Raw genomic sequence first — 21,436 nt, 5'->3', positions numbered from 1 at the left:
ATCCCCTGCCCCCGGACCGTCCCCAGGGGCTGTCTCCTACCCAGCGCCGCACCTCGGGCTGCCGGGCAGGACCGGCCGGCGAGATCCTGGTCAGGCTGGTTCCCAGCGCCATCCGTTGTTGTCCCGGCAGACGATCGCCTCGCCGCTGGCGGTAACTCCACGCGCCCCGTGATCCGAGGCCCGGCAGTACTGCCCCGGCTTGTAGCAGCCACCGCTGTTGGTCCGCGGACTGCAGCTGGCGGCGGCAGACGTAGCCGGCTCCGGGTTGTTCGCGGGCGGAGCGTCGTTCGCCGGCGAGGTATTCGACGGTGCCGGGTTGTTCGCCGGTGCGGCGGCCGCGGGCGGAGCCGCGGGCGCGCGGGTCGCCGCGGCGGGCGGAACCGCGCGCGTCGCGGGACGAGCCGCTGGAGCGGGTGCGTGGGTCGCCGCCTGCTGTTGCGTCGCCGCCGGCTCCGCAGCGGCGCCGAGCGCGGGCGCGACGGCCGCGGGGGCCGTCGTCGCCGCCGATGGCGGCAGCGGGCTCACCGACGGCGGCGGGCTGACGGTCGTCGAACGGGCCGGATCGGCCGACACGGGAACAGTGGCCTGGGCCGTCGGCGACGGCGCGGCCGCGCTGGTCAGTGTGGTGGCCGTCGGCGTGTTGGCGGCCGGCAGAAGCGCCGCGACGCCGATGATGAGCGCGAGGTACAGGACCACCCCGAAGGCGATCTTCAGTCCCGTGAGCGGCCCGACGACGGCGCGCACCCGTCGGTCCAGGCCGGCCATCACCCGGTCATAGCCTGAGCGTTGGTGCGGCGGCGGTGCCATGAATGTCCCCCTCGTCCCCGTAGGGCATCGGAGGCTACTGACGAGGCACCAGCGGACAGTTGGGGGTCAGAAATCCAGCCGAACGCGGTTACTCAGTGAGATGAGACAACGTGGCCAGAATGCCTCGGCCGAGGCCGGACGACTTCACGCGAAGAAATGACCAGCTCGAGTGGACCCACCCGCCAGCACCACGAGGGCCACCTCTCCATGATGGCGTGCCTGGCGCTTTCCCTACCAGCCCGGCGTTCGATCAGGTCTGGAGGAAGCGGGTGCCGGTCGCGGAGAGGAGGAATGCTCGGCCGCGGCCTGGGCCGCTCGGCGGATACGCGAAGTACCGGCCGCTGACGGGATCGGATTCGCCGGGTTCCGGTTCCAGCACCAGGCGCGTGGGCGCCGACTTGAGCCGGCTCGCGGTCCCGGAGTAGTCGGCGGTGCGCAGTTCGCCGATGCGGGCGGTCGCGACCAGGCGGACGCGGGGGTGACGGTCCTTCAGAAAATCGTTGAGGGTGTCGCCGAGCCGGGTCACATCGTCGATGAGCAGCAGCGTGGGCCGGCCCTCGCCGGCGGCCCGCTCGGCGAGGGTCGCCGCCGCGCCGAGGTCGCGTACCCGGTCCGCGGCCGGGCAGGTGGCGAGCGGCGAGTCGACGGGAGCCGCGGCGTAGATCGCCACCGCGTCACCGAGACCGGCCCGGGTGAGTTCCGCGAGCCGGCGCAGCAGCATGCTCTTGCCGCAGCGGGGCGGACCGTAGATCAGCGCCGGGCTGGCCTCCGCCAGGTCGAGGCAGGCCGGCACGACCAGCCCACCGTGCAGGGTGAGGCCCACCGGGATGGACAGCACGTCGCCGTCCAGGCGGGCGTCCCCGTCCGCGGTGAGCTCCGCGGGGTCGACCGTCGCAGGCAAGGCACGGACGCGCCGCGGCAGGAATCCGGCGTCTGCGCCGGTGCCGCTACCGGCGCCGCTACCGCTACCCGCGTCGCTGCTGCTATCCGCGTCGGTGCCGCTGCCGGCGACGGCGACGGCGCTGTTCGCCCAGGCCTCCGGCTGGGACGGTGACAGGATGGGACCCGGTTGGGCGACCTGGACCTCCATCAGCAGCTCGTTGCCGGTGGTCCACAGGCCGCGGCCCGGCTCACCGCTCGGGATCGCACGTCGTTCGATGGTGAGGTCGCCGTAGGCGTTGCGATCCGCGAGGCGCAGCACGAGCCGCTGCGGCGCGCGGGCGGCCACCTCGGCGCGCACCCGGGTGCCGGCGATCGACGCGGCCACGGCCACCTTCGACGCGGGCCCGGCGCCGATCACCGTGGCGAAGTCCTCGAGCAGCGCCATGCCCTGCTTGGAGCTGACGGCCTCGTGCGTGCTCATGAAGCCGCCCAGGTTGTCGATCAGCAGGATCGACTGGGCCTCTGCGTCCCGAGCCGCCGCGTCCATCGCTCCCAGCCGCGCGATCCGGGCCCGCAGGAACGCCAGCAGGTTCGCCTGCCGCTCCAGCTCGTCGCCGAGGATGACGTTGCCGGCGCAGTGCGGCAGCGCGCCGAGCGCCCGCAGGTCACCGCCGGCGAAGTCCAGCACGTACAGGTGCAGCCCGGTCGGCGGCAGCGACGCGGTCAGGCTGGTGGCGAGCACGGTCAGCGCGGTGCTGGCGCCGGCACCCGGGGCGCCGAAGACGAGCAGGTTGCCCGCGTCGAGATGCCAGGCGACGGCGGGTTGGCGGGCGTGCTCGGACTCGTCGGGACGGTCACCGCGGGCGAAGTAGGCCGCGAGCCCGGCGGGACGGCCCGGGATCATCTCGCCGGCCCGGGCCTGGGCCACGACCTCGGCCAGCGTCAGCGACGCGGGAAGCGCGGGCGGCCAGACGTCGGCGACCGGCCGCACCTGGCGCCAGTCCAGCGCCGACCGGTAGGCCCGCTGGACGCCCACGATCAGCGCACTCAGCTCCGTCCCCTCGGTTCGCCCGGCCCCCTCGGCCCGCACCCCGGCCTCGCCGTCCCTGACACCCGTGTCGCCGGCGCCGGTTCCATCGGTGATGGGCACCCAGGCCGCGGGGCCGACACCGCCGGGGCCGACACCGCCTGAGCCGACACCGTCGGAGCCCGTGCCGCCCGGGCCGGTGCCGCCCGTCTCCCACCATGGCTCGTCCAGCTCGGTGACACCGGCCGGGTCGATACTGCGCGGCCTCGACAGCTCGACACCCGCGGGGGCGATGGCGTCTGCGCTGGACGAGGCGGTCCGCGGGGCGGCGTCGGCGTCGGCGTCGGGAAGCAGCGTGAACGGGGTGAGGCGGACCGCGTCGTCCTCGGCGGCCTCGACGGGGCCGGACGGGTAGCCGGCCTGGAAGGCGAGCACCCGGTTGTCGACGCGGGCCAGGCCGCGGCCGGACGCGGTGAACCGAGCGGCGTCCGGCAGGTCGATCAGGCGCACCGAGTCCTCGACGTCGAGGAGCTTGAGGGTCATCCGCAGGTGGGTGTTGCGCTTGATCTCGTCGTAGTTGCGGACCGAGGTGGGGCTCTGGGTCGCGAACAGCAGGTGGACGCCGAGCGAGCGGCCCCGCTTGGTCAGGTCGATGATGGTCGCCAGCTCGTCGGGCAGCTCGTCGGCGAGGATCTGGAACTCGTCGATGATCACGAGCAGTCGGGGCAGCTCACCGGCGATCTGCTCGATCTTCTGCACGCCGCGGGCGAACAGCAGCCGTTCCCGGCGCAGCAGCTCGGTGCGCAGGTAGCGCAGCGCCCGCTCGGCCGCGTGCAGGTCGGTGTCGCTGACCAGGCCGACACAGTGCGGCAGCGCGGTGAGGTCCTGCAGGGATGTGCCGCCCTTGAAGTCGAACAACCCGATGATCACCTCGTCGGGTGAGTACCGCGTCGCGAGCTCGACCACGATCATCTTGAGTAGCTCGCTCTTGCCGGAGCCGGTCGCGCCGCCGAGGAGCCCGTGCGGGCCATGGCGGACGATGTCGAGCTCGAACGGCCCGTCCTCCCCGAGGCCGACCGGTATCGCGAGGCTGTCGGGGTCGCGGCGGGCGGCCCAGAGCGCGCGGATGTCGTCGGCGAGCCGGTCGGATGGCTGCGCCAGATCGAACGGGACGAGGTCTGCCAGCCGCACCCGGGCCGGCAGGGGTGCGTCCCGCTCGGCCACGAGCGGATCGTCGAGACGGGCCAGCATCCGCGCGCAGCGCTGCGCGTCGTCGGCGCCCAGCGGCGCCGGGCTCGCGCCGTGCGTGGCCCGACCGGTCCTGGCGTCGACCTGCGCAACCGTGCCGTCGGGTCCGATCTCAATCAGGGTGGTGGTCAGATTGGGGGGTGGCCCATCCACGACGATCGCCGACGCGTCGGCCGCGAGCGCCCGGCGGAAGGCGAGACTGGACCCGGGCCGCAGCCTCGGGCCGTCGACGATCAGCAGGGTGCGGACCGCGTTTATCCGCTCCGGCGACGTGGCGTTCGGCAGGCTGATCGCCGGACCGCCGCCTCCGCCGCTGGTCGTGGGAGAGGCAGCACCTCGCCCGCCGTGGCCGGTGGCTCGGTGCGGTCCGGCGCCGACGGGACTGGCCGCACCCGCACCCGTACCCGCGCCGGTCAGCCAGGCGGCGGCCTCGTCGAGGGCGCGTTGCGGGTCGGCGGTCGCGTCGATGCGACGTACCCGGAGTTCCCCGCTCGTCTCGTCCCGCAGGTGCGGGAGCCACTTGAGCCACTCCCAGTCGGTGGTGTCCTCGACCAGCAGGCCGATCCGCAGATGAGCGGGCCCCTGCGCGCAGCAGGCCTGGCAGATCGCCGCCCGGACCAGGCCGAGCACGTCCGGCCGCGGGCCGCGCAGCGTCACGAGCTCGCCGCGATCCAGACTGAACGTCAGCGGCACGGACGCGAGGCCCCCCGATCGGACCACCCGCTCCCTGATCTCGGCGCCGGCCTGCTCCACCCGTTCGACCGCCGGGCGCCAGTCCAGGTGCCCGACGGCGACGAAGACGTCCAGAAAGTCGCTGTCGGTGGGCCCACGTTCCCACAGGGTGGCGCCCGTCTGATCGGCGGCGCGCACCCAGTCGGCGGCCGTCGGCGTGACGTCCCAGCGCCGCCGCAGCTCCAGCCGCCTGGCCTCGGCCAACCTGGCGTCGAACGCGGCAAGTTCCGCCGCCCGCTCGGCCGCGCTGCGACGCACCTCCCTGCGGCGACGCAGCCGGTTCTCCACGAACGAGAACACCACGATGATCGCGCCCAGCGCCGACAGCAGCGCATACATGAGCTGCCTCGTCACCGTGAACAGAACGCCGGCCAGAACCAGCGGCGCACCAAGCGACGCCCAGTTGAACGGACTCGCCTGCCCCGGCTCCCGGACAACCGGCGGCAACGTGACCACGCCTGGCGCCGGCGGCGACACCGGACGTGCGGTGCGGTGGAACGCCACGGTCGACCGGTTCTCGACGGGCACGCCCACGGTCTGGCCGGGCTGGGCGCGGCCCCCCCTCCGGCCCAGACGCATCGCGCTGGAGCCCACCGCAAGCACCGCACCGGGACGCAGCACCTGACCGTCCTTCACGGCACCGCCGTCCCACGAGTCATCGCCGTTCCCGGCGGCCTCGCCATCGACGGTCAGCTCCCGCACGGCCCACCTGAGGGTCACGACGTCGTCGACGAGGACGAACTCGGCGGCCGCCTCCTCGAAGTCGCCGCCACGCTCCAGCAACGCCCCCTCGAACGGATCGACGAACAGCGACACCGTCTCTCCCCCGGGCACCGCCAGGCGCCGCCCAACGCCCCGACCAGCCACGATGACGAGCTCCCACCCGCCGCCACCCGCCCCCGCGGAGGACCAGAGCAACGGGTCGGACGGGCTGACGGGGCTGTGTCCACCGGGCGTCCCGCGCGGACCAGACGTCTCGGAAGAACCGGAGGGTTCAGCGCCTGCCACCGCTGGCGCCGGTATCCACCACTCCACCTCGGCCGCGGCTGATTCGAGGCCGCCAGCCTCCGGAACGGCCGTGGACTCCCACCAGACATCGGTGCCGCCCGTCTGGCCGGCCGAGGCGGACGGCCCCGGGTCAGTCAGCCCGCCGCCGTACCCGGACCGATACCCGTCCACAGGCTCGGCCGGGGCGACCTCCACGCCGTCAACGAGCCCGCAGACCGCCACCGGCAGGTCGGGCCCGAACGACTCCCCCTCCACCACCAGACCGAACTCGCCCAGCGGCCCGAACAGGCGAACGCCCAGTTCCCACACCATCGCATCCGCGCCGACCTCCGCCGACCAGTCCCGCGAGGCCCCACCCTCCGAGACCGCGCGCACCCTGATGATCACTACTTCTGGACACCGCCCTACGCATCAAACGCGATCAGGTCCTCGATGGCCTGCCGGAACCATGCCCAGAAGTTCTCATAGTCCCGATTGCTGTACCAGTGTCTGTCCCAGGGGTCGACAGTCACGATTTTTCCGGTCTCCGGATGCCAACAGACGACGTCATCGTTCGGCGCGTACCTGGCGAAAGGAACGAGGTGATTTTCTGGAAATCTTTCCGCGAGAGTGTTGTAGATGCTGAATAGCATCCGCCCTTCGATGATCTGCCATGGTTCGAGATCGGTCAGCCCAAGCTCGACGACCCGGAGATATTCCGACGGGTAGTTGAATCCAGCCGGCAGCTCAGTCAGCGGAATCAGCTCGGCCATGTAAGTTTCCTTCCCATCCCGTGATCGGCGAACCCATCGGATAATCGACGAGCAGCGAGACCATCTTCCCGCCTGCCACGAGCCGCCGCCTCGCCCCCAGGCCGGCCACGACTACCAGCTCCCACCCACCCGCGGGAGCCCCCGCCAGCGACCCGAGCAGCGGCTCGGACCTTTTGTTGCGGGATGTTGGCGCCGGCGTCCACCAGTCCGCATCCGAATCCGACATTGAATCCGACGCGGCCGCCGCGAAATCACCGCCTAAAGGCGCGGCCGTGGGCTCCCACCACGCATCAGCGGCGTCGTCCTGCCAGACGTACAGGCTCGACGCGGTGAGCCCGCCGCCAAACCCGGACCGGTACCCGTCCACAGGTACGGCCGGAGCCACCTCAACTCCGTCGACGATCCCGCACATCGCCACCGGCACCTCAGGCCCGAACGGCTCCCCGTCCAACACCAGCCCGAACTCGCCGGACGCCCCGAACTGCCGAAATCCCAGCTCCCGCACGGCCGCGTCCGCCCCGACCTCCACCGGCCAGTCCCGCGTACCGCCACCCACGGCGACCACCCGCGCCCTGACCATCACCGCATGACCGCCCCTGACTGATCCACTTCCACGCGTCAAACGCGATCAGATCCTCGATGGCCCGCCGAAACCATGCCCAGAATTTCACGTCGCCCCATTGCGGTGCCAGAGCTTGCCGCGGGGGATCTACCGTCCCGATTTATTCTGCCGCCGGACATCAACCGTGACTGACCGCCGAAACGGCTATTCACCCCATTCGATAAAATCTTCAACTGCCTGCCGAAACCAGGCGTTGAAGCTGGCGAACTCGTTTTCGCGATGATATCCAGGGCTGGCGAAGTCGTGTACGACAGTGATACCACCGGAGTCCAGATCCCAGCAGGCGACGTCATCGTTGTCCTGCCGTTCCGCAAACGGAACAAAGCAATCATCGGGGTAGCGGCTACGCAGGCCGATGTGTCGACGGAAAAGTGCCTCCCCGTCCATGATCCACCAGGGTTCGATGTTGGTCAGACCAAGTTCCACCACACGGAGAAACTCCGGCGGATAGGTGAAGCCCCGAGGAAGATCAACAACAGATATAAGGTTACTCATCCCACCCTCCGTTCCAGCCAGTTATGGACGATCCCATTGGATACGCCCGGCGATATCCCGCTTTCTGCCCCCGCAGGCGATTCTCCACCGCCTCCCCCCATGTCTCGGGCGCGATCTTCTTCGCGTTTTGAAACCGGCCGGCGGCATCAGATGGTATCGGATCATTGTACCGGTGGATGTTTGCCTGGATCCGGGTGTCCGTCATCTTTGCCGCAAGCACCCGCCGGTTGTCGACGCTCGTCAGCCCGCCGTCAGGCATCCGCACCACGTCGATCCGGTCGCCAGCCCAGCCATTCTCCCGCATGCTGGCCACGTATTGCGGGACTCGCTTGCCAACCGACCCCTGGCTGAACCGCACGTCGGCCGGCTTGAGAGTCGGCCGGAACAGCATGCGACTACCCGCACCACCCAGCCCACCGGTCGCCGTGCCGAACGCGAGCTCGCCGAGATCAAGATGCCCGGGGTGGGTGATCTGCTGTGCGGCGGCATCCCCGGCAGCCCCGGAGATCGCGCCCGATCCCGCCGCGACCAGATATCCCTCCCCTGTGACAAGTCTTCCCGTGGCGGCGCCGGCGCTGCCGCCGACAGCCCCGGCGATACCGGAAAGAGCGACGGCCCTGGGATCGAAGTTGCCAGTGACAAGACCGAGGCCAGCGGAAGTACCAGCACCGATAAGGATTCCGGCGCCGACCGCTTGGCCGCCGGGCACGAACATGAGGCCGACCCCGACGCCTATGACAGCGGCGGCGCCGAGGCTTCCCCACGGGTCTTTCTGGATGTTGTGCCAGGCCTTGCCGAACATGTTCCTGTGGGACTGCGCCCGATAATCTTCGTAGGCGCCGTCGCTCAGAGGGCGCATCCCAGTCGGGTCGAGCATGTCGATCGGGTTGTTCCACGCCTCGTGAAACGGGTTCGCCGCGCCTGGCATACCGGGCACGTGCTCAAGCGGGTCCGGAGACAGGAAGGAACGCGTCTGTGGGTCGAGGACGCGTGCGCGCTGCCAGAGCAGGCCGTCGACGGCAAGTTCCCCGCGGTAACCGAGACCGACCAGGGCCTCGGGTGGGCCGGAAACCCCCGAGGCCCCGAAAGTCCCAGAAGTCCCTCGTGGACCGGCCGACCCGCGAGCGGCCTGCACAGCATCGCCTGTGGGGAACGGCTGCCCCCACGGGTCATGGCTGCTGAGCGAACCCTGCCAGTCGGTGTCGTGCCAGCGCCCGGTCCCGCCACCGTCCCTCGGTCGCTCCGCCCGGGCGCCCGGCGGCACGGAGCTGATCACGCCGATGGCTGACTCGGCGCGGACGTAGGTCGTGCCGCCGACACCTTGGACCTGCCCCGGCCAGGTCACCGGGTCCCAGCGGACTGGAGCGTTGCCGATATGCAGCAGCTCGCCGAGGGCGTCGGTGACCAGGCGGGTCGTCCGCTCCTGCGACGCACTCGACGCACTGCTGTCGGCGCCCGGCGGGGTGTGGCTGACCTCGGCGAGTCGGCCCAGGTCATTCCAACCGTACCGGGTCACCCCCGACGGGCCATCCTCCGCCACCCGCCGGCCGCCCGCGTCGTGCCGGTAGCGGGTTACTCCGGCTGCTCCAGCGGTCCCGAGACGGCGTTCGACCAGCTGGCCGGCGGCGTCGTAGGAGGAGCGGATGACGCCTGCCGGATCGCCGCGGTCCTCGGCGACTAGCCGTCCGCCCAGATCCCAGGTCAGAGTCTGGGTCCCCCATGGCCCCTCGGCGGTGATCAGCTGGCCGGCCGCGTCGTAGCCGAAGCGCATCTCACGGCCGCCATCGACGACCCGCGTCACCCGACCTGCGGCGTCCCGTTCCACAGTTCGGCCCGGAACGGTGATCCGTCCGTCGGCGTCCCGGTCGATCCGTCGCACGCCGAGCGCCGGATGTTCGACGGAGCGCAGGTAGCCGTCGCCGTCGTAGGCGTGGCGGACCGGCGGCGCGCCCGGCTGGCCCAGCCGGATGCACTGGTCGTCCGCGTCGTACTCCCATTCGAGCCGACCGGCCGCGGTGGTGCGGGCGAGCAACCGACCGGCCGCGTCGTAGTCCAGGGAGACGGTGCGATCGGGTCCCGTCGCACCGGCTGGCGCTGTGGCCCTGACCAGGCGGCCGGCGGTGTCATGCTCGAAGCGGACCCGGGGCTCGGCATCGTCGAGCAGGCCTTCGCCCACCAGGCGGCCGGCCGCGTCCCACCACCACCGTCGACCGAGGCCATCCGCCCCGCGCCAGCTCCTGATCGCGCCGTCACTCGCCCGGGTGACGGTCGTGGTCCGGCCGAGGGAGTCGGTGGTGGCGATCTGGCGGCCGACCTCGTCGTGGCGCAGTTCGTAACGGCCGCCGAGGGGGTCGGTCCAGGCGGTGAGCTGGCCGCGGACGTTGTGTTCGTAGCGGGTGACGGCGCCGAGGGGGTCGGTGGCGCTGGTCAGGGCGCCGCGGGCGTCGTAGGTGTAATGGCGGGAGGCGCCGGTGCCGTCGGTGACTGTGACGGGCAGGCCGAGTGGGTTGTGGTCGATGGTCGTGCGGCCTTCGCCGGGGCGGGTCACGGCGATGACGCGGCCGTGGGCGTCGTACTCCCAGGTCGTCTCGCGGCCGGCGGGGGTGACGAGCGCGATCAGCCGGCCCGCCGCGTCACGGCGGTAGAGGGTGCGCGCCCCGGACGGAGAGGTGGTCAGCACCCAGCGGCCGGCACGGTCGTAGCCGTAGGTCTCGCGGCGGCCGAGTGGGGTGGTGACGGCGGCAAGGCGTCCGCCGGGTGTCCATTCGAGGGTGCGTCGGCCGCCCAGCGGGTCGATGACGGCCACCACCCGTCCGCGCGGGTCGTGCTCGTAGCGGGTGACGGCGCCGGCGGGGTCCGTTTCGGCGATGACGGCGCCGGCCGGGTCGTACGCGCGCTGCCACACCCGCCCGTCCGGGCTGGTCCGGCGTACCGCCCGGCCGGCCTCGTCGTACTCGACCCGCCACTCGTGGCCTTCGGCATCGGTCTCGACGGTCGGGCGGCCGTCGGGGTCGTAGCCGCGGCGGAACGTCGCACCGGCGGGGTCGCTCAGGGCGACCAGGCGGCCGAGGCCGTCGTGGTCGAAGTGGAACTTCTGGCCGTCGGGGGCGACGATCAGCGCGGTGTTGCCGAACAGGTCGTACTCGAAGCCGAGCGTCGAGCCCAACGGATCGGTGACCTGCTCGACCCGCCCGTGCGGGCCATACGCCGAACCCCACCGCCCGCCGGCGGGGTCGACGTAGCCGTCGGGACGGCCGGCGGAGGTGTAGTGGAACTCGCTGCCTGCCCCGTCCGGGCCATGCTCGCGCACCACCCGTCCGGCGTCGTCGGTCTCCCACTCCCGGGTCTGGCCCGCCGGTCCGATGATCGCGGTGAGTCGGCCGGCCGCGTCGTAGCGCAGCCTGGTCCGTCCGCCGCCGGCGATCCGCCGGTCGATGAGCTGGCCGTCGTCGTCCCAGCGGAACCTGGTCGTGACGCCGTCCGGATCGACGACGCAGGTCGGCAGGTCATCGTCGTTGACGGTGATCCGGGTCAGCGCGCCCGCCGCGTCGACGATCTCCACCGGGGTGTGGGCCTCGCCGGCGTAGATCCATCGGGTGAGGTGGCCGCGTGGGTCGGTGTAGCTGGTCAGACGGCCGAGGGTGTCCCAGGTCCAGCGCTCGGTGATGCCGCACGGGCCGGCGCGGTGGACGAGGTTCCCCTCGTCGTCGTAGTCCATCGTCCAGCGGGCGCCGGATCGTTCCTCGATGCCGCGCAGCCGCCCGGCGTCGTCGAACACCCGGTGGAAAAGGCGGTCCGCGTCGTCCACCAGGCAGATGACCCGGCCGGCGGAGTCGTGGCGGTACTCGTTGATGGCCCCGCCCGCCGCGTCGGTGACCAGGGTGCGGTGGCCCTCGCGGTAGGAGAACTCGACGAGACGGCCCTCGGGGGTGAGCTGGGTCAGGACCCGGCCGGCCTCGTCGTAGGTGTTACGCGCCAGCACCACGCCATCGGCGTCGATCAGCTCGGTGAGCGGGCCGGCGGCCTCGTCGGCGTGGCGGTAGCGGCGGGCGACCTGAGGGCCACCGTCGACGGCGACCAGGCGGGCGTGCTCGTCGTACGCGTAGCGCACCTCGCGGCCGTCGCTGGACCGCACCGCCGTGACGAGGTCCGAGGCCTCGTCCCAGGCGAGCTCGAGGAACCGGCCCGAGCGGGGATGCGACAGCCGGACGAGCCGGGTGCCGGACCAGGTGAGCAGCAGTTCCGAGCGGTCGACGTGCACCCGCACCGGCTGGCCCGCCGCGTCGTACCACCAGGTCTCCCCTGGTCCGCGCGTGAAGCGAAAGCCGTCGCCGTCGGCGTGCAGTGTGGCGCCCAGCAGCGGCAGTACGGTCGGCCGGTCCGCGGTGGGGCGCGCGAGCAGGGAGCGCGCGCCGTCCGGGCCGCGCCACTCGACCTGCTCGTCGCCGAGGTCCAGCGCGGTGTCGGCCCAGCTCGACCAGCCGCGACCGTGCGCGCCGAGCCGGCCGTGCGCGCGGGAGTTGTAGGTCCGCCGCCAGCTGGCCGGCCCTGCCCGGCCGGGCAGCGGCAGGTCGAGCTCCTCCTCGACGAAGTTGCCGTTCGCCGTGCACACCGGGTCGTCCGCGAAGCCGCTGTCTGGCGCGCGGGCCAGCAGCTCCGGGGCATCGATGGTCAGAGAGGCGGTCGGCAACGAGCCGATGCCGGCCGCCTTCAACCCGGCGGCGATGCGGCTGTCGTCAACCGTGACCGTGCCGGGGGCCATGCCCGCCGAACCCCGGTCGGCGGCGAGGAACGCGTCCTTGACCGTGCCGACGAAACGGTCCTGCTCCTCGGCGTCCGTCAGATGTGTACTTAGTTTCGCCCACAGGTCCGGATGGGAAAGGCTGTACTGCGCGCCGAACAGGGGGACCACCGCGTTGTAGTAGGCCTGTACCACGGTCGCCGCCGTCGACAGCGCCGTGCGGGCCGCGGTGGCGTCCGTGACGTAGGTGCCCAGGTCCTCGGGGTCCGCGGAGCTGGTGGCCACGATGGTTTTCCCCTCTCCCCGGCCTTCGCGGGCCCGGTCGTTCCCGCGCCGGCGGCCGAGCCCCCCTTGCTCCGAACATTGTTCGACGATCGTCCGGACCCGTCACGTTGTCAGGAGCCCTACAATGCTCCGGACAGTGCGTTGATTCTCGGGGAAGGCGCAGGATGGGTGTGCACGCCGGCCAGCATGTGGTCTTCGACTTCGATGGTGCGCTTGAGCTGGCCAGACAGCTGTGGGGCCTGGCGGACGACGTCGACACCTTCCGCGGAAAGCGCGACACGGCCGCGACCACGGCCCTGCGCCACTGGCAGGGCCGTTATGCCACGGAGTTCCGCGGCAGCGTGACCGCCGAACAGGGAAGTGACACGAATCTCAGCACCGCGATGCGGACTGATGCCCGTACCCTGGCCACCCTGTGGAGCCAGGCGATGGAGGAGGAGGCGAGAGTCCGATACGCCGACCACGTCACTGAGAAAAAGCGGCACCGGAGCTTCTTCCATCGCGTCGAGGATGCGGTCTTCGGCTCCGATGAGGACTACGGTCCCGAGCCCGGCACGTTCGCCGTGCCACAGCCGCCCGCCTTCACGGCTACGGGCTGCCTCCCGGTCTACACCTAGGAATCCCGGGCCCGGCCGGCCCGGCGGCGCCACCGCCGGCACGTCGCTCAGCTGCCGCCTGCGGTCATGATGTCGGTGTTGATCTGGCTGACCTTCTGCTGCAGCAGGCCGAGCTGGGTGACCGCATTGTCGAGCGCCGTCTTGGCCTGCGGCCAGATATCGGTACGGAACTGCACCGCGAGGCCGCCGTCCCAGTTGTTCGGGTCGCTCAGCAGCTGGCCCTCGTGTTCCAGATTCTTGATCTCCTGGCTGAGCCCGGAGTTGATGATCTGCTGCATACGCCCGATCGCGTCACGCGCCGTGTCAGTCGAAACAACCCGAGTCATCGATCCTGATCCCCCTGGGAGTCGATTCAGCCGCCAGCGCCATCATAGACACGCCATCCGATCGGATGGCACGGCCCGGTCTGGCCGCGGGCGGACCGGATGACCTCCAATGCCCTCCCGAAGGCTCATCCAGATCGATCGGTGGACGCACTCGCCGACACTCCACTACAGTTCTTCGCAATGGGATTGATCGCTCCCCTCCTTGGCTGTTGCGGACCAGCTCCGACCTGCGCGAATGAGTGGGCGCGCGTACTTCCGGCGGCCGTCCTTCGCGCGGCCGAGATGGCCTGTGATGTTTTTCCTGAGCTCGGCGGTCGCGGCAGTTCCCGCGTTCTCCCCCATTCAGGTGAAGCCGGCGCCCGCCGTTCCGCCGGAGACAGTGGTGAGTGGTGTGCGTAGCTGGCCCGATGACGGGCGGTTCGAGGCGGCGGTCGCCCGTGGCTCGTACCAGCATCCGCGACTGAGCGGCATCACCTTTGATCTCGAGAGTTCGGTCGTGTCAGGCCGGCCGGGCACGGAGCAGGCCGGGTCCGGGCCGCTGCTGCACGCGCTCGGTGCGTCGGCGGTCGTCTTCTTCGGTCGCCGCGGCCTGCGGGGCGTCGCGCTGCGCTGCCCTACCCGCGACCTGGGCATCGGAGCCGCCCGCCGCTACGAGAAGCTGGCTGCCCGCCGGGCCGCCTCCGCGCCGCTGGCCCTGGCCGTCGCCGAGGCGGAGTGGATCGACGAGGGCGTCGAGATCGACGGCACCTGGTGGCCGGTGATCGTCATGGAACGGGTGGAAGGCCGGTCGCTGGCCGGCGAGGTGGAACAGGTGCTCGGGAAGAACCCGGCCGGGCTGCGCGGACTGGCCCGGGACTGGGCCGGATTCGTCGCCGTGCTCGGCGCGGCCGACGTGGCGCACGGCGACCTGCAGCAGAACAACATCTTCGTCACCGGGGACGGCCGGCTGAAGGCGGTCGACCTGGACGGCGTCTGGCTGCCGGCCGTCGCCCACCTGCCGCCGGACGAGACCGGCCACCGGCACTACCAGCATCCTCGGCGCCAGCGCGGCGACTGGGGCCGGACAGTCGACACGTTCTCCGCCCTCGTCATCCACCTCTCCCTGGTCGCGCTCGCCGCCGACCCGGACCTGTGGGAGCGGTACCACAACGGCGAGAACCTGGTCTTCACCGACGAAGATCTCGCCCATCCGGATCGGACCCCGTTGTGGGACCGCCTCAGCAGCAGCCCCGACCCGGCGGTCCGCCAACTCGTGCCGCTGCTGCGGGAGCTGTGCTACGGCCCAGCCGACTCCGGCCAGGATCTGGCCAGCCTGCTGGACCGGCATCGTCACGCCCGGACGGAGGGGCTCGTGCGGCCGGCCTCGCTCACCCGGACCACCGAGCACGACGACGTGAACCACTGGTGGGTCGATCCCGAGGCGCCCCGGCCGGACCCCGATGCCGTCTGGTTCGCGCCCAGCGAGACGGACGGCGCCACCACCCTGCACGAGTACGGCAGGACCGCCGCGGACAGCCGGACGGCCGAGGACGGCGGGACAGACGAGGACGGCGGGACGGTCGACGGCGGCGGCGCCTCGTCGAACATGCCGCGCGTGCTTGTCCTCGCGGCCGCGGTGTTCGTCGTGGTCTTCATCGGGGCCCTCGTCGGGTTCCTGACGGTGCTGGGCCCGTGAGGGCCGTCCGGTGACCTTCCACGACCCCGAGGACGGCCCTGTGCACACCTCGCCACCCCCGGTACCTCCGTCCCAGCGTTGGCCAGCCCTCGCCGGGTGGACGCGCCCGCGCAGGGCCCTCGCCGCGGTCGTCGCCGGGGTCGGTCTGGCCGTCGCGGTGATCGGACTGCTGACCGGCGGGCACTCGGCGCCCGCGGCGCACGCGCTCGGCTGGCTCGCGCTGTACGTCCTGGGCGTCGTCCTGATCCCACTGACCCGCCTCGTCCTCACCATCGCCGACGCCGCCTCGCCGCCCTCCGACCCCGCCTCGCCGCCCTCCGGCGCCACCCCGCCGCAGCGGCAGCGGCAACGCCAGACCGGTCAGGCGAGCCCGCCCGGCCAGCCGGCCATCCACCGGACGTCCACCGTCGCCGAAGCGCCCACCTCGCCCACCTCGCCCACCGCGTCCACCGCGCCCGCTGACCGGGAGCGAGAGCACGTGCGACCCGACCGCACGACCAGTGATCCGGGTGACGGGAACATCCGGGAGCAGCCGTGGCTCCCTCAGCGCGAGGACGACGCCGCGACAGGGACCGCCGGACCACCCCGGCCGCGGCCGTCTGCCCCGCCGGATCGTGGCTGGCGGCTGCTGGACGACCCGATCTGTCCGCGCTGCGGCACCGACCAGGCGATCATCGCCGACTACTACTGCGACCACTGCGACCACGAGTGGACGATCGAGCCCGGCGAACCCTGGCCCGACCTCGTGATCGATCCCGACAGCACCGTCCCGCCTGTCGCGTCACGTCCCTAGGAGATCCGGTCCGTGCCTTACTCCCAGTCGATCGACCGGTCCACCCCGGGTTGCGTGATCTTCCTGTTGGACCAGTCCGACTCGATGAACCTGCCTGTCGGGGGCCACTCCAACCTGTCCCGCGCCGAGCTGCTGGCCGACATCGTCAACGACACCATCGCGATGATCCTGCGGCGGTGCCGGAAGGTACACACCGAGCCGACTCCGCGGGCCTACTACGACCTGGCCGTCCTCGGCTACTGCGGGAAGGAGGTGCGCTCGCTGCTCGGCGGCCCACTGGCCGGCCAGTGGCTGGCGTCGATCCCCGAGCTGTTCGGGTCGGTGCTGCGCCACGAGGAACGGGACGGACGGTCCAGACCCGTCTGGGTGGAACCCTTCGCGTCCGGTCAGACCCCGATGTGCCAGGCCCTCAACCAGGCCGGAAGGCTCGCCAACGGCTGGGTCTCGGGACATCAGCGGTCCCACCCGCCGATCATCATCAACATCACGGACGGGATGGCGACGGACGGCGACGGCGATGAGGTGCGCACCTGGGCCGACCGGCTGCGCTCGCTGCACACCCGGGACGGAAGCCTCCTGCTGTTCAACGTGAGCCTCTCCGACGGCCTGTCCGCCCCGGTGCGCTTCCCGGCCAGCCCCGCGGCGCTGCCCGCGGACGACGACTTCACCCGCCTGCTGTTCGACACCTCCAGCGAGATACCGGTGGAGATGCGCAAGCGGGCGGAGTACAACTCCAACGTCAGCCTGTCCGCCGGCTCCCGCGGCTTCGTCGCGAACGCGGCCCCCGACGACCTGGTGCTGGCCCTGCGGGTCGGCACCAGCCTGACCGACGACCGCCGGTGACCGCCGACGACGCGCCGGGCCGGGCCCAGCCCCAGGCACCGCCGCGGTGCAGCGCGCGGGTCCTGCGGCTGCCGAAGAACCCGATCGACCCGATCGAGGACGGCGCGGCCCTGAGCGAGCGCACCGGCCGTTTCGCCGTCGCCGATGGCGCCTCCGCCGGCCGCGACGTCCACCTCTGGGCACAGGCACTCGTCCGCGCCTACATCCGCGAACCGCCCCCGGGCCAGGCCAGCGACGCCGACCTACGGGACTGGTTCCTCGCCGTGGCCACACAGCACGCGGCAACCCTGCCCGCGGCGGTCGGGCCCAGCTGGCTCGACGAGGGTCCCGGCGCGGTGACCAGCGCCTACGCCACCTTCCTCGGCCTTCAGCTGGTGTTCGACGAGCATGGCGACGCGCAGGGCGGCGCGAGCTGGCAGGCGATCGCCGTCGGTGACTGCTGTCTGCTGCGGGTCGCCGCCGCCGGTGAGGTCACGTCATTCCCGCTGACCGACCCGGACCAGTTCTCCGACACCCCGAGCCTGCTCCCCGGCCAACCGGACCTGCTCGCCGCCAGCATGGACGCCACGACGGTGCAACGGTCGTCGGGCCCGCTCGCCGCGGGAGACACCCTGCTGCTCGCCACGGACGCCGTCGCCCGCTGGCTGCTGACCCTGACCCGCGAACCCGACGGGTTACGTCAGGTCATCCGCACCCCACGCGACGACCTGCGCACCCACCTCGCCGCCCAGCGCACCGTCGGCGCCGTCGACAAGGACGACCTCACCCTCCTCACCATCCGCCTCCACCCGGCGCCGGCTCCGCCTCAGCCCCCTTGCTCTCTCGCGAGAACCTTTCCATCACGGTCGTAGGCCAGAATCAGTGGAAGATGCTCCTGGCGCCACCTTGCCATCAGCGCCTGATCTTCTCGCCTGAACTGCCCGAAGCCCTCGTCACCCGGCTTCGGGCCAGGCTCGGCGCCATCGATCTGCACGGATCTCAGGACGAAACGTCCGTTCTGGATGGGAACCTCGGTGACCTCTCCGGAGGGTGAGGTCACCGTGAGCCGGGCGACCCGCGCGGACACCACTCCGGCGGCGACGTGGTCAGTACGGACGGTGTCAAGGTCGCGGTCTGGGCTGACGGGAACAGCGCCTCCGATCTCGTGACTGCCGCGGTCGACGAACTGGAGATCGGACGTGGACCCGTCCCCAAGCCCGGTCGAACGCTCCGACGGCGCGCTGAACGAGAAGGTGTAAGCATCGTCGATCTTGAGCCGGCCGGAGGTGTCGGCCGGCACGTCACAGTCGCTGAACCCCAGTCCGTTCGTGAAGATGACGGTCGCTCCGTACCTGTCCCGGACCGCCGCCCACACCGTGAGGCCCAACGGCCGCACCCGCGCCGGGTCAGCCGGCCCCTCGGCCGACTGCGCGCATTCGAGATCCAGTCGGGACGACTCCGCCGGAGTGAAGGTGATCGGATGCAGTCGCTCAGCCGGCGGGCTCGGCCTGATCACAGCCGGAGTGACAACCGCGTCCTGCGACGCGCTGGTCAGCGTCAGACCGGTCGCGATACTCGCCGCGACCACGGCCAGCGTCACCGCGGGGACGGCCCGGCGCGCAAACCGCCGCCGGCGCTCACCGGGCACCCGCGCCCGCACGCCGGCCCACAGATCCTCCGGCGGCTGCACGGTGATCGCCGCCGCACGGCCACGAAGACCCGCCGCCAGCTCATCGTCTGTGATCACGCCAGTCCCCTCCTGATCTCGTCCCTTTCGACCTCCGGCTCCTGCGCAGACCGGCAGCCGAGCGGCACCGCGTGATCGATCTCCGACGCGGCCTGTCCCCCCACCTCAACGGGACGCACGCCCGCCTCCAGCCGCAGCAACGGATCGGCCCGCAGCCTCGCCAGACCGCGGGACGCATGGGTCTTCACCGAGCCGACCGAACAGCCCACGATCTGCGCGACCCGCGCCTCCGGCAGGTCCTCGCAGTAGCGCAGCACCACGACCGCCCGCTGCCGACGCGGCAGCAGCGCCAGCGCCGCGGCGAGGCCCGCTCGGTCCTCCACTGCCGCGAATCCACGTCCGCTGGCCGCGGCGGGCTGCTCCGGTACGGAAGGCACCAACGTCTCGCTGACCCGGCGCCCGCGGAAGCGCCGACGATGCGCGTTGACGAGAATGCGCCGCACGTAGGCGTCCGGGGAGTCGCACACGCGGACCCGCCGCCAGGCGACAAAGGTGCGGGCCAACGCCGTCTGCGCCAGGTCCTCGGCCTCGGCCGCGTCCGCGGTCAGCAGGTAGGCGAGCCGCAGCAGACCGGGCAGCCGGTCGGCGAAGTAGGCCTGGAAATCCTCGTACCCCTCATCATCCATAAACCCTCCTCACCCCCCAGAGGCCGCCACGCAGGCCGAAGGTTGACAGCGACGGACCGCGAAGCCGCGGCAGAGCCAGTCATCGCGGAGTCCCACAGGCGGCGCTGTCCGCCCTGGCGGACGCCGGAAGCGGCGAGCGTGAACAGGGACGAGAGCTCCAACGCCTCCGCGACGTGCAGGACCGGACAGCGGCCGGGCCCAACGTGCTCGCCGTCTCGCACGTCCAGATCCTCGAACTCGACCATGCGCACGAAGCCGCGCGGGATGTTCGCCGCGGTCCCGACAATGTGCGTGCCGCTGGTCGTGGTGACCAGCCGGCCCCCGGGACGCAGGGCGGCCGGCCAGCTCGGCGGGATGAACGGCACAGATACCACGGAGACGATCCGGTCGTAGCGGCCGGGCATGGGCGGACACGGCATGCACCAGGTCCATCTCGGACCTATCAGACCCTCTTGACGACGATCGTGTCCGGCACCAGCCTCTCCAGGTCGCCGACGTCCGACGTGAAGACGGCGATCTGCCCCTTCTGCTGCCGCGCGATGACGGCGAGGACGGCGTCTATCGCGTGCTTGTGGCCGTGCAACGAGGCGTCGGCCAGGAGGCGACGCGCCTGGCGGGCCTCGTCCTTCCCGATGTCGACGACCTGGAGCCGGGACAGCACCCAGTCCCACCGCTGTTCGGTGGTTCTGCCGTCGTGCGCCTCGACCAGCGTCATCGGAGAGGTCACCACCTCGGCCTCCCCTCGCGCCGCGACGTCGAGCCGGGCGATCATCTTACGATCGCCGCGCACCGCGAGTGACAACGCTTCACAGTCCAGTACGAAGACGCGGAGGGGCCGCTGCCCGCGCCCGCCGGCCTGTTTCCTCACGCCGCCTCTCCGGCGTTGCTCGGCCCGGAGGCGCGGCGCCGCTCGTGTTCGGCGTCGAGTTCCGCCAGCTCGTCGAGTGCTGCCGCACGCTCGTGCTCGGTGACAGGGCCGTGCTCCTCCTGCAGCCAGTCGACCAGTTCGAGGAGCCGATCCCGGTCACGCTTGAAGCGCAGCGCATCGGCGACGTATGCCGACAGTCCCCGCTCTGCCGCCTCTACGCGAATCTCATCCAGGAGATCCTCAGGGATCGTCACCGTGACCTTCTTCGTCGCCATACAATCGACCATACTCCCCGTGCCATACTCCTTACCGGTCGACAGGTGCTCCGGTTCGCTGCCGCCGACTCTCTCGGGAAGGTGTTCGGCTACGGACGCCGATGCGGCGCTCAGCACGCTGGTGCAGACCGTCGCACTGTCGGAAGATCCCGCCATGCGCCCGTTGTCCGAGTCCTGGCTCGACCAGCGAGCTCGCGGTCAGGCCGCCTGGGGGCTGGCATACCTCACAAAGAAGCAACAACGACGGGGCGGCACGCCCGCAGCGGCGACCGGGCGGACGCGGCTGCGGGGCACGGAAGGTGAGGTCACCGTAAGCCGGGCGACCCGCGCGGATACCCGTCCGGCGGCCACGTGAACCGCGCGGACGGCCTCGGGGTCGTGGTCTGGGCTGAGAGGAACAGCGCCTCCGATCTCGCGGCTGCCGCGATGAACGATCTTGTATCCGGGGGATGAGCAGTACGACGGTTACGACCGTCGGCTACCGCCGAAAATGGTCGCTGAAGCTCTGCCGGAGCGGCGAAGGAGGCTGTAGTGCACCGTATTGGCGATCAGAGGCCTGACGACGAGCTGCCGGAAGGCGCTGGGGACAGCAATGGTGCAACCGGCCCGGCAGGAACACGACCTACGACGTAAGCCACCGGTCAAAGGAGGGGCGGTCGAACACGCCGGGTGGCGTGCCGCGGTTCTGTCCGCGAAGAGTCTCGGTATAGCCCCAGAGAGCGTTGGCGTCGACCAGCGGCTTCCTGCCGGCAAGCTTGAGAAGATGCCAGGTCGTCACGACGGGGATCTTGTTGTGCGCAGCGAGCCGAGCCGCTCCACGATCATCAGTAAGAAAAATCCCCTGCAGGTTTCGGCGAATCACAATCGCAAGCGTCTCCGCCTCACCGAGATGTGCCGCGCTGGGGTCCCCGGGTCTTGCTAGCCCGTCGCGAAGAACCCTCGCTTCCAGGTACTCCGCCGGGTGTCCATTCACGGGTGCGCAGGGGTAGCCCGCTGACCTTGGGGTTTGTGTTGCGGGGACGCGCTGTGGTCGTTGCTTGATCCTGGTGGTTGGGCGTGGATGATCAGAGCTGTGGCTGAGTCGTCCG

The 21,436-nt window shown here is 71.3% G+C and carries 17 protein-coding genes; 6 read left to right on the top strand and 11 right to left on the bottom strand.

Features of this window, described 5'->3' with window-relative positions; translation table 11 throughout:
• Positions 1-90: 90 nt before the first annotated feature.
• The 6 genes from AC6EXY_RS14335 to AC6EXY_RS14310 form a co-directional block, all read right to left on the bottom strand.
• Complete coding sequence (locus tag AC6EXY_RS14335) at positions 91-765, bottom strand: hypothetical protein (RefSeq protein ID WP_101831059.1); 675 nt, start codon at positions 763-765, stop codon at positions 91-93.
• Positions 766-1,057: 292 nt separating this feature from the next.
• Entirely contained in the window at positions 1,058-6,079 is a 5,022-nt protein-coding gene (locus AC6EXY_RS14330) for an FtsK/SpoIIIE domain-containing protein (protein WP_133150616.1), read from the bottom strand.
• Between the two features lie 29 nt (positions 6,080-6,108).
• Complete coding sequence (locus tag AC6EXY_RS14325) at positions 6,109-6,456, bottom strand: hypothetical protein (protein WP_101831062.1); 348 nt, start codon at positions 6,454-6,456, stop codon at positions 6,109-6,111.
• Positions 6,431-6,985, bottom strand: a complete 555-nt coding sequence (locus tag AC6EXY_RS14320) for a hypothetical protein (RefSeq protein WP_499842348.1) — start codon at positions 6,983-6,985, stop codon at positions 6,431-6,433. Before AC6EXY_RS14320 ends, AC6EXY_RS14325 begins: the two co-directional genes overlap by 26 nt.
• A gap of 237 nt (positions 6,986-7,222) precedes the next feature.
• Positions 7,223-7,573 (bottom strand): hypothetical protein, encoded by a 351-nt coding sequence (locus tag AC6EXY_RS14315; protein WP_101831015.1) that lies wholly within the window; start codon positions 7,571-7,573, stop codon positions 7,223-7,225.
• Positions 7,566-12,599, bottom strand: a complete 5,034-nt coding sequence (locus tag AC6EXY_RS14310; protein WP_499817458.1) for a DUF6531 domain-containing protein — start codon at positions 12,597-12,599, stop codon at positions 7,566-7,568. The genes AC6EXY_RS14315 and AC6EXY_RS14310 overlap by 8 nt, the downstream gene beginning before the upstream one ends.
• A 164-nt stretch (positions 12,600-12,763) precedes the next feature.
• Between AC6EXY_RS14310 and AC6EXY_RS14305 the strand changes: the two genes are divergently transcribed.
• Entirely contained in the window at positions 12,764-13,216 is a 453-nt protein-coding gene (locus AC6EXY_RS14305) for a hypothetical protein (RefSeq protein ID WP_499817457.1), read from the top strand.
• Between the two features lie 47 nt (positions 13,217-13,263).
• On the opposite strand, the gene AC6EXY_RS14300 is transcribed toward AC6EXY_RS14305, so the two are convergent.
• Positions 13,264-13,494: a pyrophosphorylase gene (locus AC6EXY_RS14300; protein ID WP_499817456.1), complete on the bottom strand. Its 231-nt coding sequence runs from the start codon at positions 13,492-13,494 to the stop codon at positions 13,264-13,266.
• Between the two features lie 439 nt (positions 13,495-13,933).
• Between AC6EXY_RS14300 and AC6EXY_RS14295 the strand changes: the two genes are divergently transcribed.
• The 4 genes from AC6EXY_RS14295 to AC6EXY_RS14280 are packed head-to-tail and all read left to right on the top strand — an operon-like array spanning position 13,934 to position 17,704.
• The gene (locus AC6EXY_RS14295) at positions 13,934-15,217 is read left to right on the top strand and encodes a phosphotransferase family protein (protein ID WP_499817455.1); all 1,284 of its coding nucleotides are present in this window, start codon (positions 13,934-13,936) and stop codon (positions 15,215-15,217) included.
• A 10-nt stretch (positions 15,218-15,227) separates the two neighbouring features.
• Positions 15,228-16,010: a hypothetical protein gene (locus AC6EXY_RS14290; protein ID WP_499817454.1), complete on the top strand. Its 783-nt coding sequence runs from the start codon at positions 15,228-15,230 to the stop codon at positions 16,008-16,010.
• Positions 16,011-16,022: 12 nt separating this feature from the next.
• Positions 16,023-16,853 (top strand): vWA domain-containing protein, encoded by an 831-nt coding sequence (locus AC6EXY_RS14285; protein ID WP_101831021.1) that lies wholly within the window; start codon positions 16,023-16,025, stop codon positions 16,851-16,853.
• Positions 16,850-17,704 carry a hypothetical protein gene (locus tag AC6EXY_RS14280; protein ID WP_499817453.1) on the top strand — a complete coding sequence of 285 codons (855 nt, stop codon included), beginning with the start codon at positions 16,850-16,852 and terminating at the stop codon, positions 17,702-17,704. Before AC6EXY_RS14285 ends, AC6EXY_RS14280 begins: the two co-directional genes overlap by 4 nt.
• Here AC6EXY_RS14280 and AC6EXY_RS14275 read toward each other — a convergent pair.
• Together AC6EXY_RS14275 and AC6EXY_RS14270 are read right to left on the bottom strand one after the other, a co-directional pair.
• Positions 17,659-18,579: a hypothetical protein gene (locus AC6EXY_RS14275; RefSeq protein ID WP_101831023.1), complete on the bottom strand. Its 921-nt coding sequence runs from the start codon at positions 18,577-18,579 to the stop codon at positions 17,659-17,661. The two genes, AC6EXY_RS14280 and AC6EXY_RS14275, sit on opposite strands and share 46 nt — an antisense overlap.
• Positions 18,576-19,205 (bottom strand): SigE family RNA polymerase sigma factor, encoded by a 630-nt coding sequence (locus AC6EXY_RS14270; RefSeq protein WP_101831024.1) that lies wholly within the window; start codon positions 19,203-19,205, stop codon positions 18,576-18,578. The genes AC6EXY_RS14275 and AC6EXY_RS14270 overlap by 4 nt, the downstream gene beginning before the upstream one ends.
• 243 nt (positions 19,206-19,448) lie before the next feature.
• Between AC6EXY_RS14270 and AC6EXY_RS14265 the strand changes: the two genes are divergently transcribed.
• On the top strand, positions 19,449-19,598 hold the full coding sequence (locus tag AC6EXY_RS14265; protein WP_165818297.1) for a hypothetical protein: 150 nt from the start codon (positions 19,449-19,451) through the stop codon (positions 19,596-19,598).
• Between the two features lie 49 nt (positions 19,599-19,647).
• On the opposite strand, the gene AC6EXY_RS14260 is transcribed toward AC6EXY_RS14265, so the two are convergent.
• Positions 19,648-19,995 carry a hypothetical protein gene (locus AC6EXY_RS14260; protein WP_499817452.1) on the bottom strand — a complete coding sequence of 116 codons (348 nt, stop codon included), beginning with the start codon at positions 19,993-19,995 and terminating at the stop codon, positions 19,648-19,650.
• A 74-nt stretch (positions 19,996-20,069) separates the two neighbouring features.
• Positions 20,070-20,348: a CopG family transcriptional regulator gene (locus AC6EXY_RS14255; RefSeq protein WP_101831026.1), complete on the bottom strand. Its 279-nt coding sequence runs from the start codon at positions 20,346-20,348 to the stop codon at positions 20,070-20,072.
• Positions 20,349-21,436 lie beyond the last annotated feature (1,088 nt).

It is taken from the genome of Frankia sp. RB5 (assembly GCF_059816245.1).
The sequence above is the reverse complement of the archived record's forward strand: the minus strand, read 5'-3'. Positions and strand labels throughout refer to the sequence as shown.

What these genes read in the sequence shown, in the direction of transcription:
- AC6EXY_RS14335 (WP_101831059.1), bottom strand. Translation starts at nt 765, where the DNA reads ATGGCCGGCCTGGACCGACGGGTGCGCGCCGTCGTCGGGCCGCTCACG.
- AC6EXY_RS14315 (WP_101831015.1), bottom strand. Translation starts at nt 7,573, where the DNA reads ATGAGTAACCTTATATCTGTTGTTGATCTTCCTCGGGGCTTCACCTAT.
- AC6EXY_RS14270 (WP_101831024.1), bottom strand. Translation starts at nt 19,205, where the DNA reads ATGGATGATGAGGGGTACGAGGATTTCCAGGCCTACTTCGCCGACCGG.
- AC6EXY_RS14300 (WP_499817456.1), bottom strand. Translation starts at nt 13,494, where the DNA reads ATGCAGCAGATCATCAACTCCGGGCTCAGCCAGGAGATCAAGAATCTG.
- AC6EXY_RS14265 (WP_165818297.1), top strand. Translation starts at nt 19,449, where the DNA reads ATGCGCACGAAGCCGCGCGGGATGTTCGCCGCGGTCCCGACAATGTGC.
- AC6EXY_RS14255 (WP_101831026.1), bottom strand. Translation starts at nt 20,348, where the DNA reads ATGGCGACGAAGAAGGTCACGGTGACGATCCCTGAGGATCTCCTGGAT.
- AC6EXY_RS14325 (WP_101831062.1), bottom strand. Translation starts at nt 6,456, where the DNA reads ATGGCCGAGCTGATTCCGCTGACTGAGCTGCCGGCTGGATTCAACTAC.
- AC6EXY_RS14305 (WP_499817457.1), top strand. Translation starts at nt 12,764, where the DNA reads ATGGGTGTGCACGCCGGCCAGCATGTGGTCTTCGACTTCGATGGTGCG.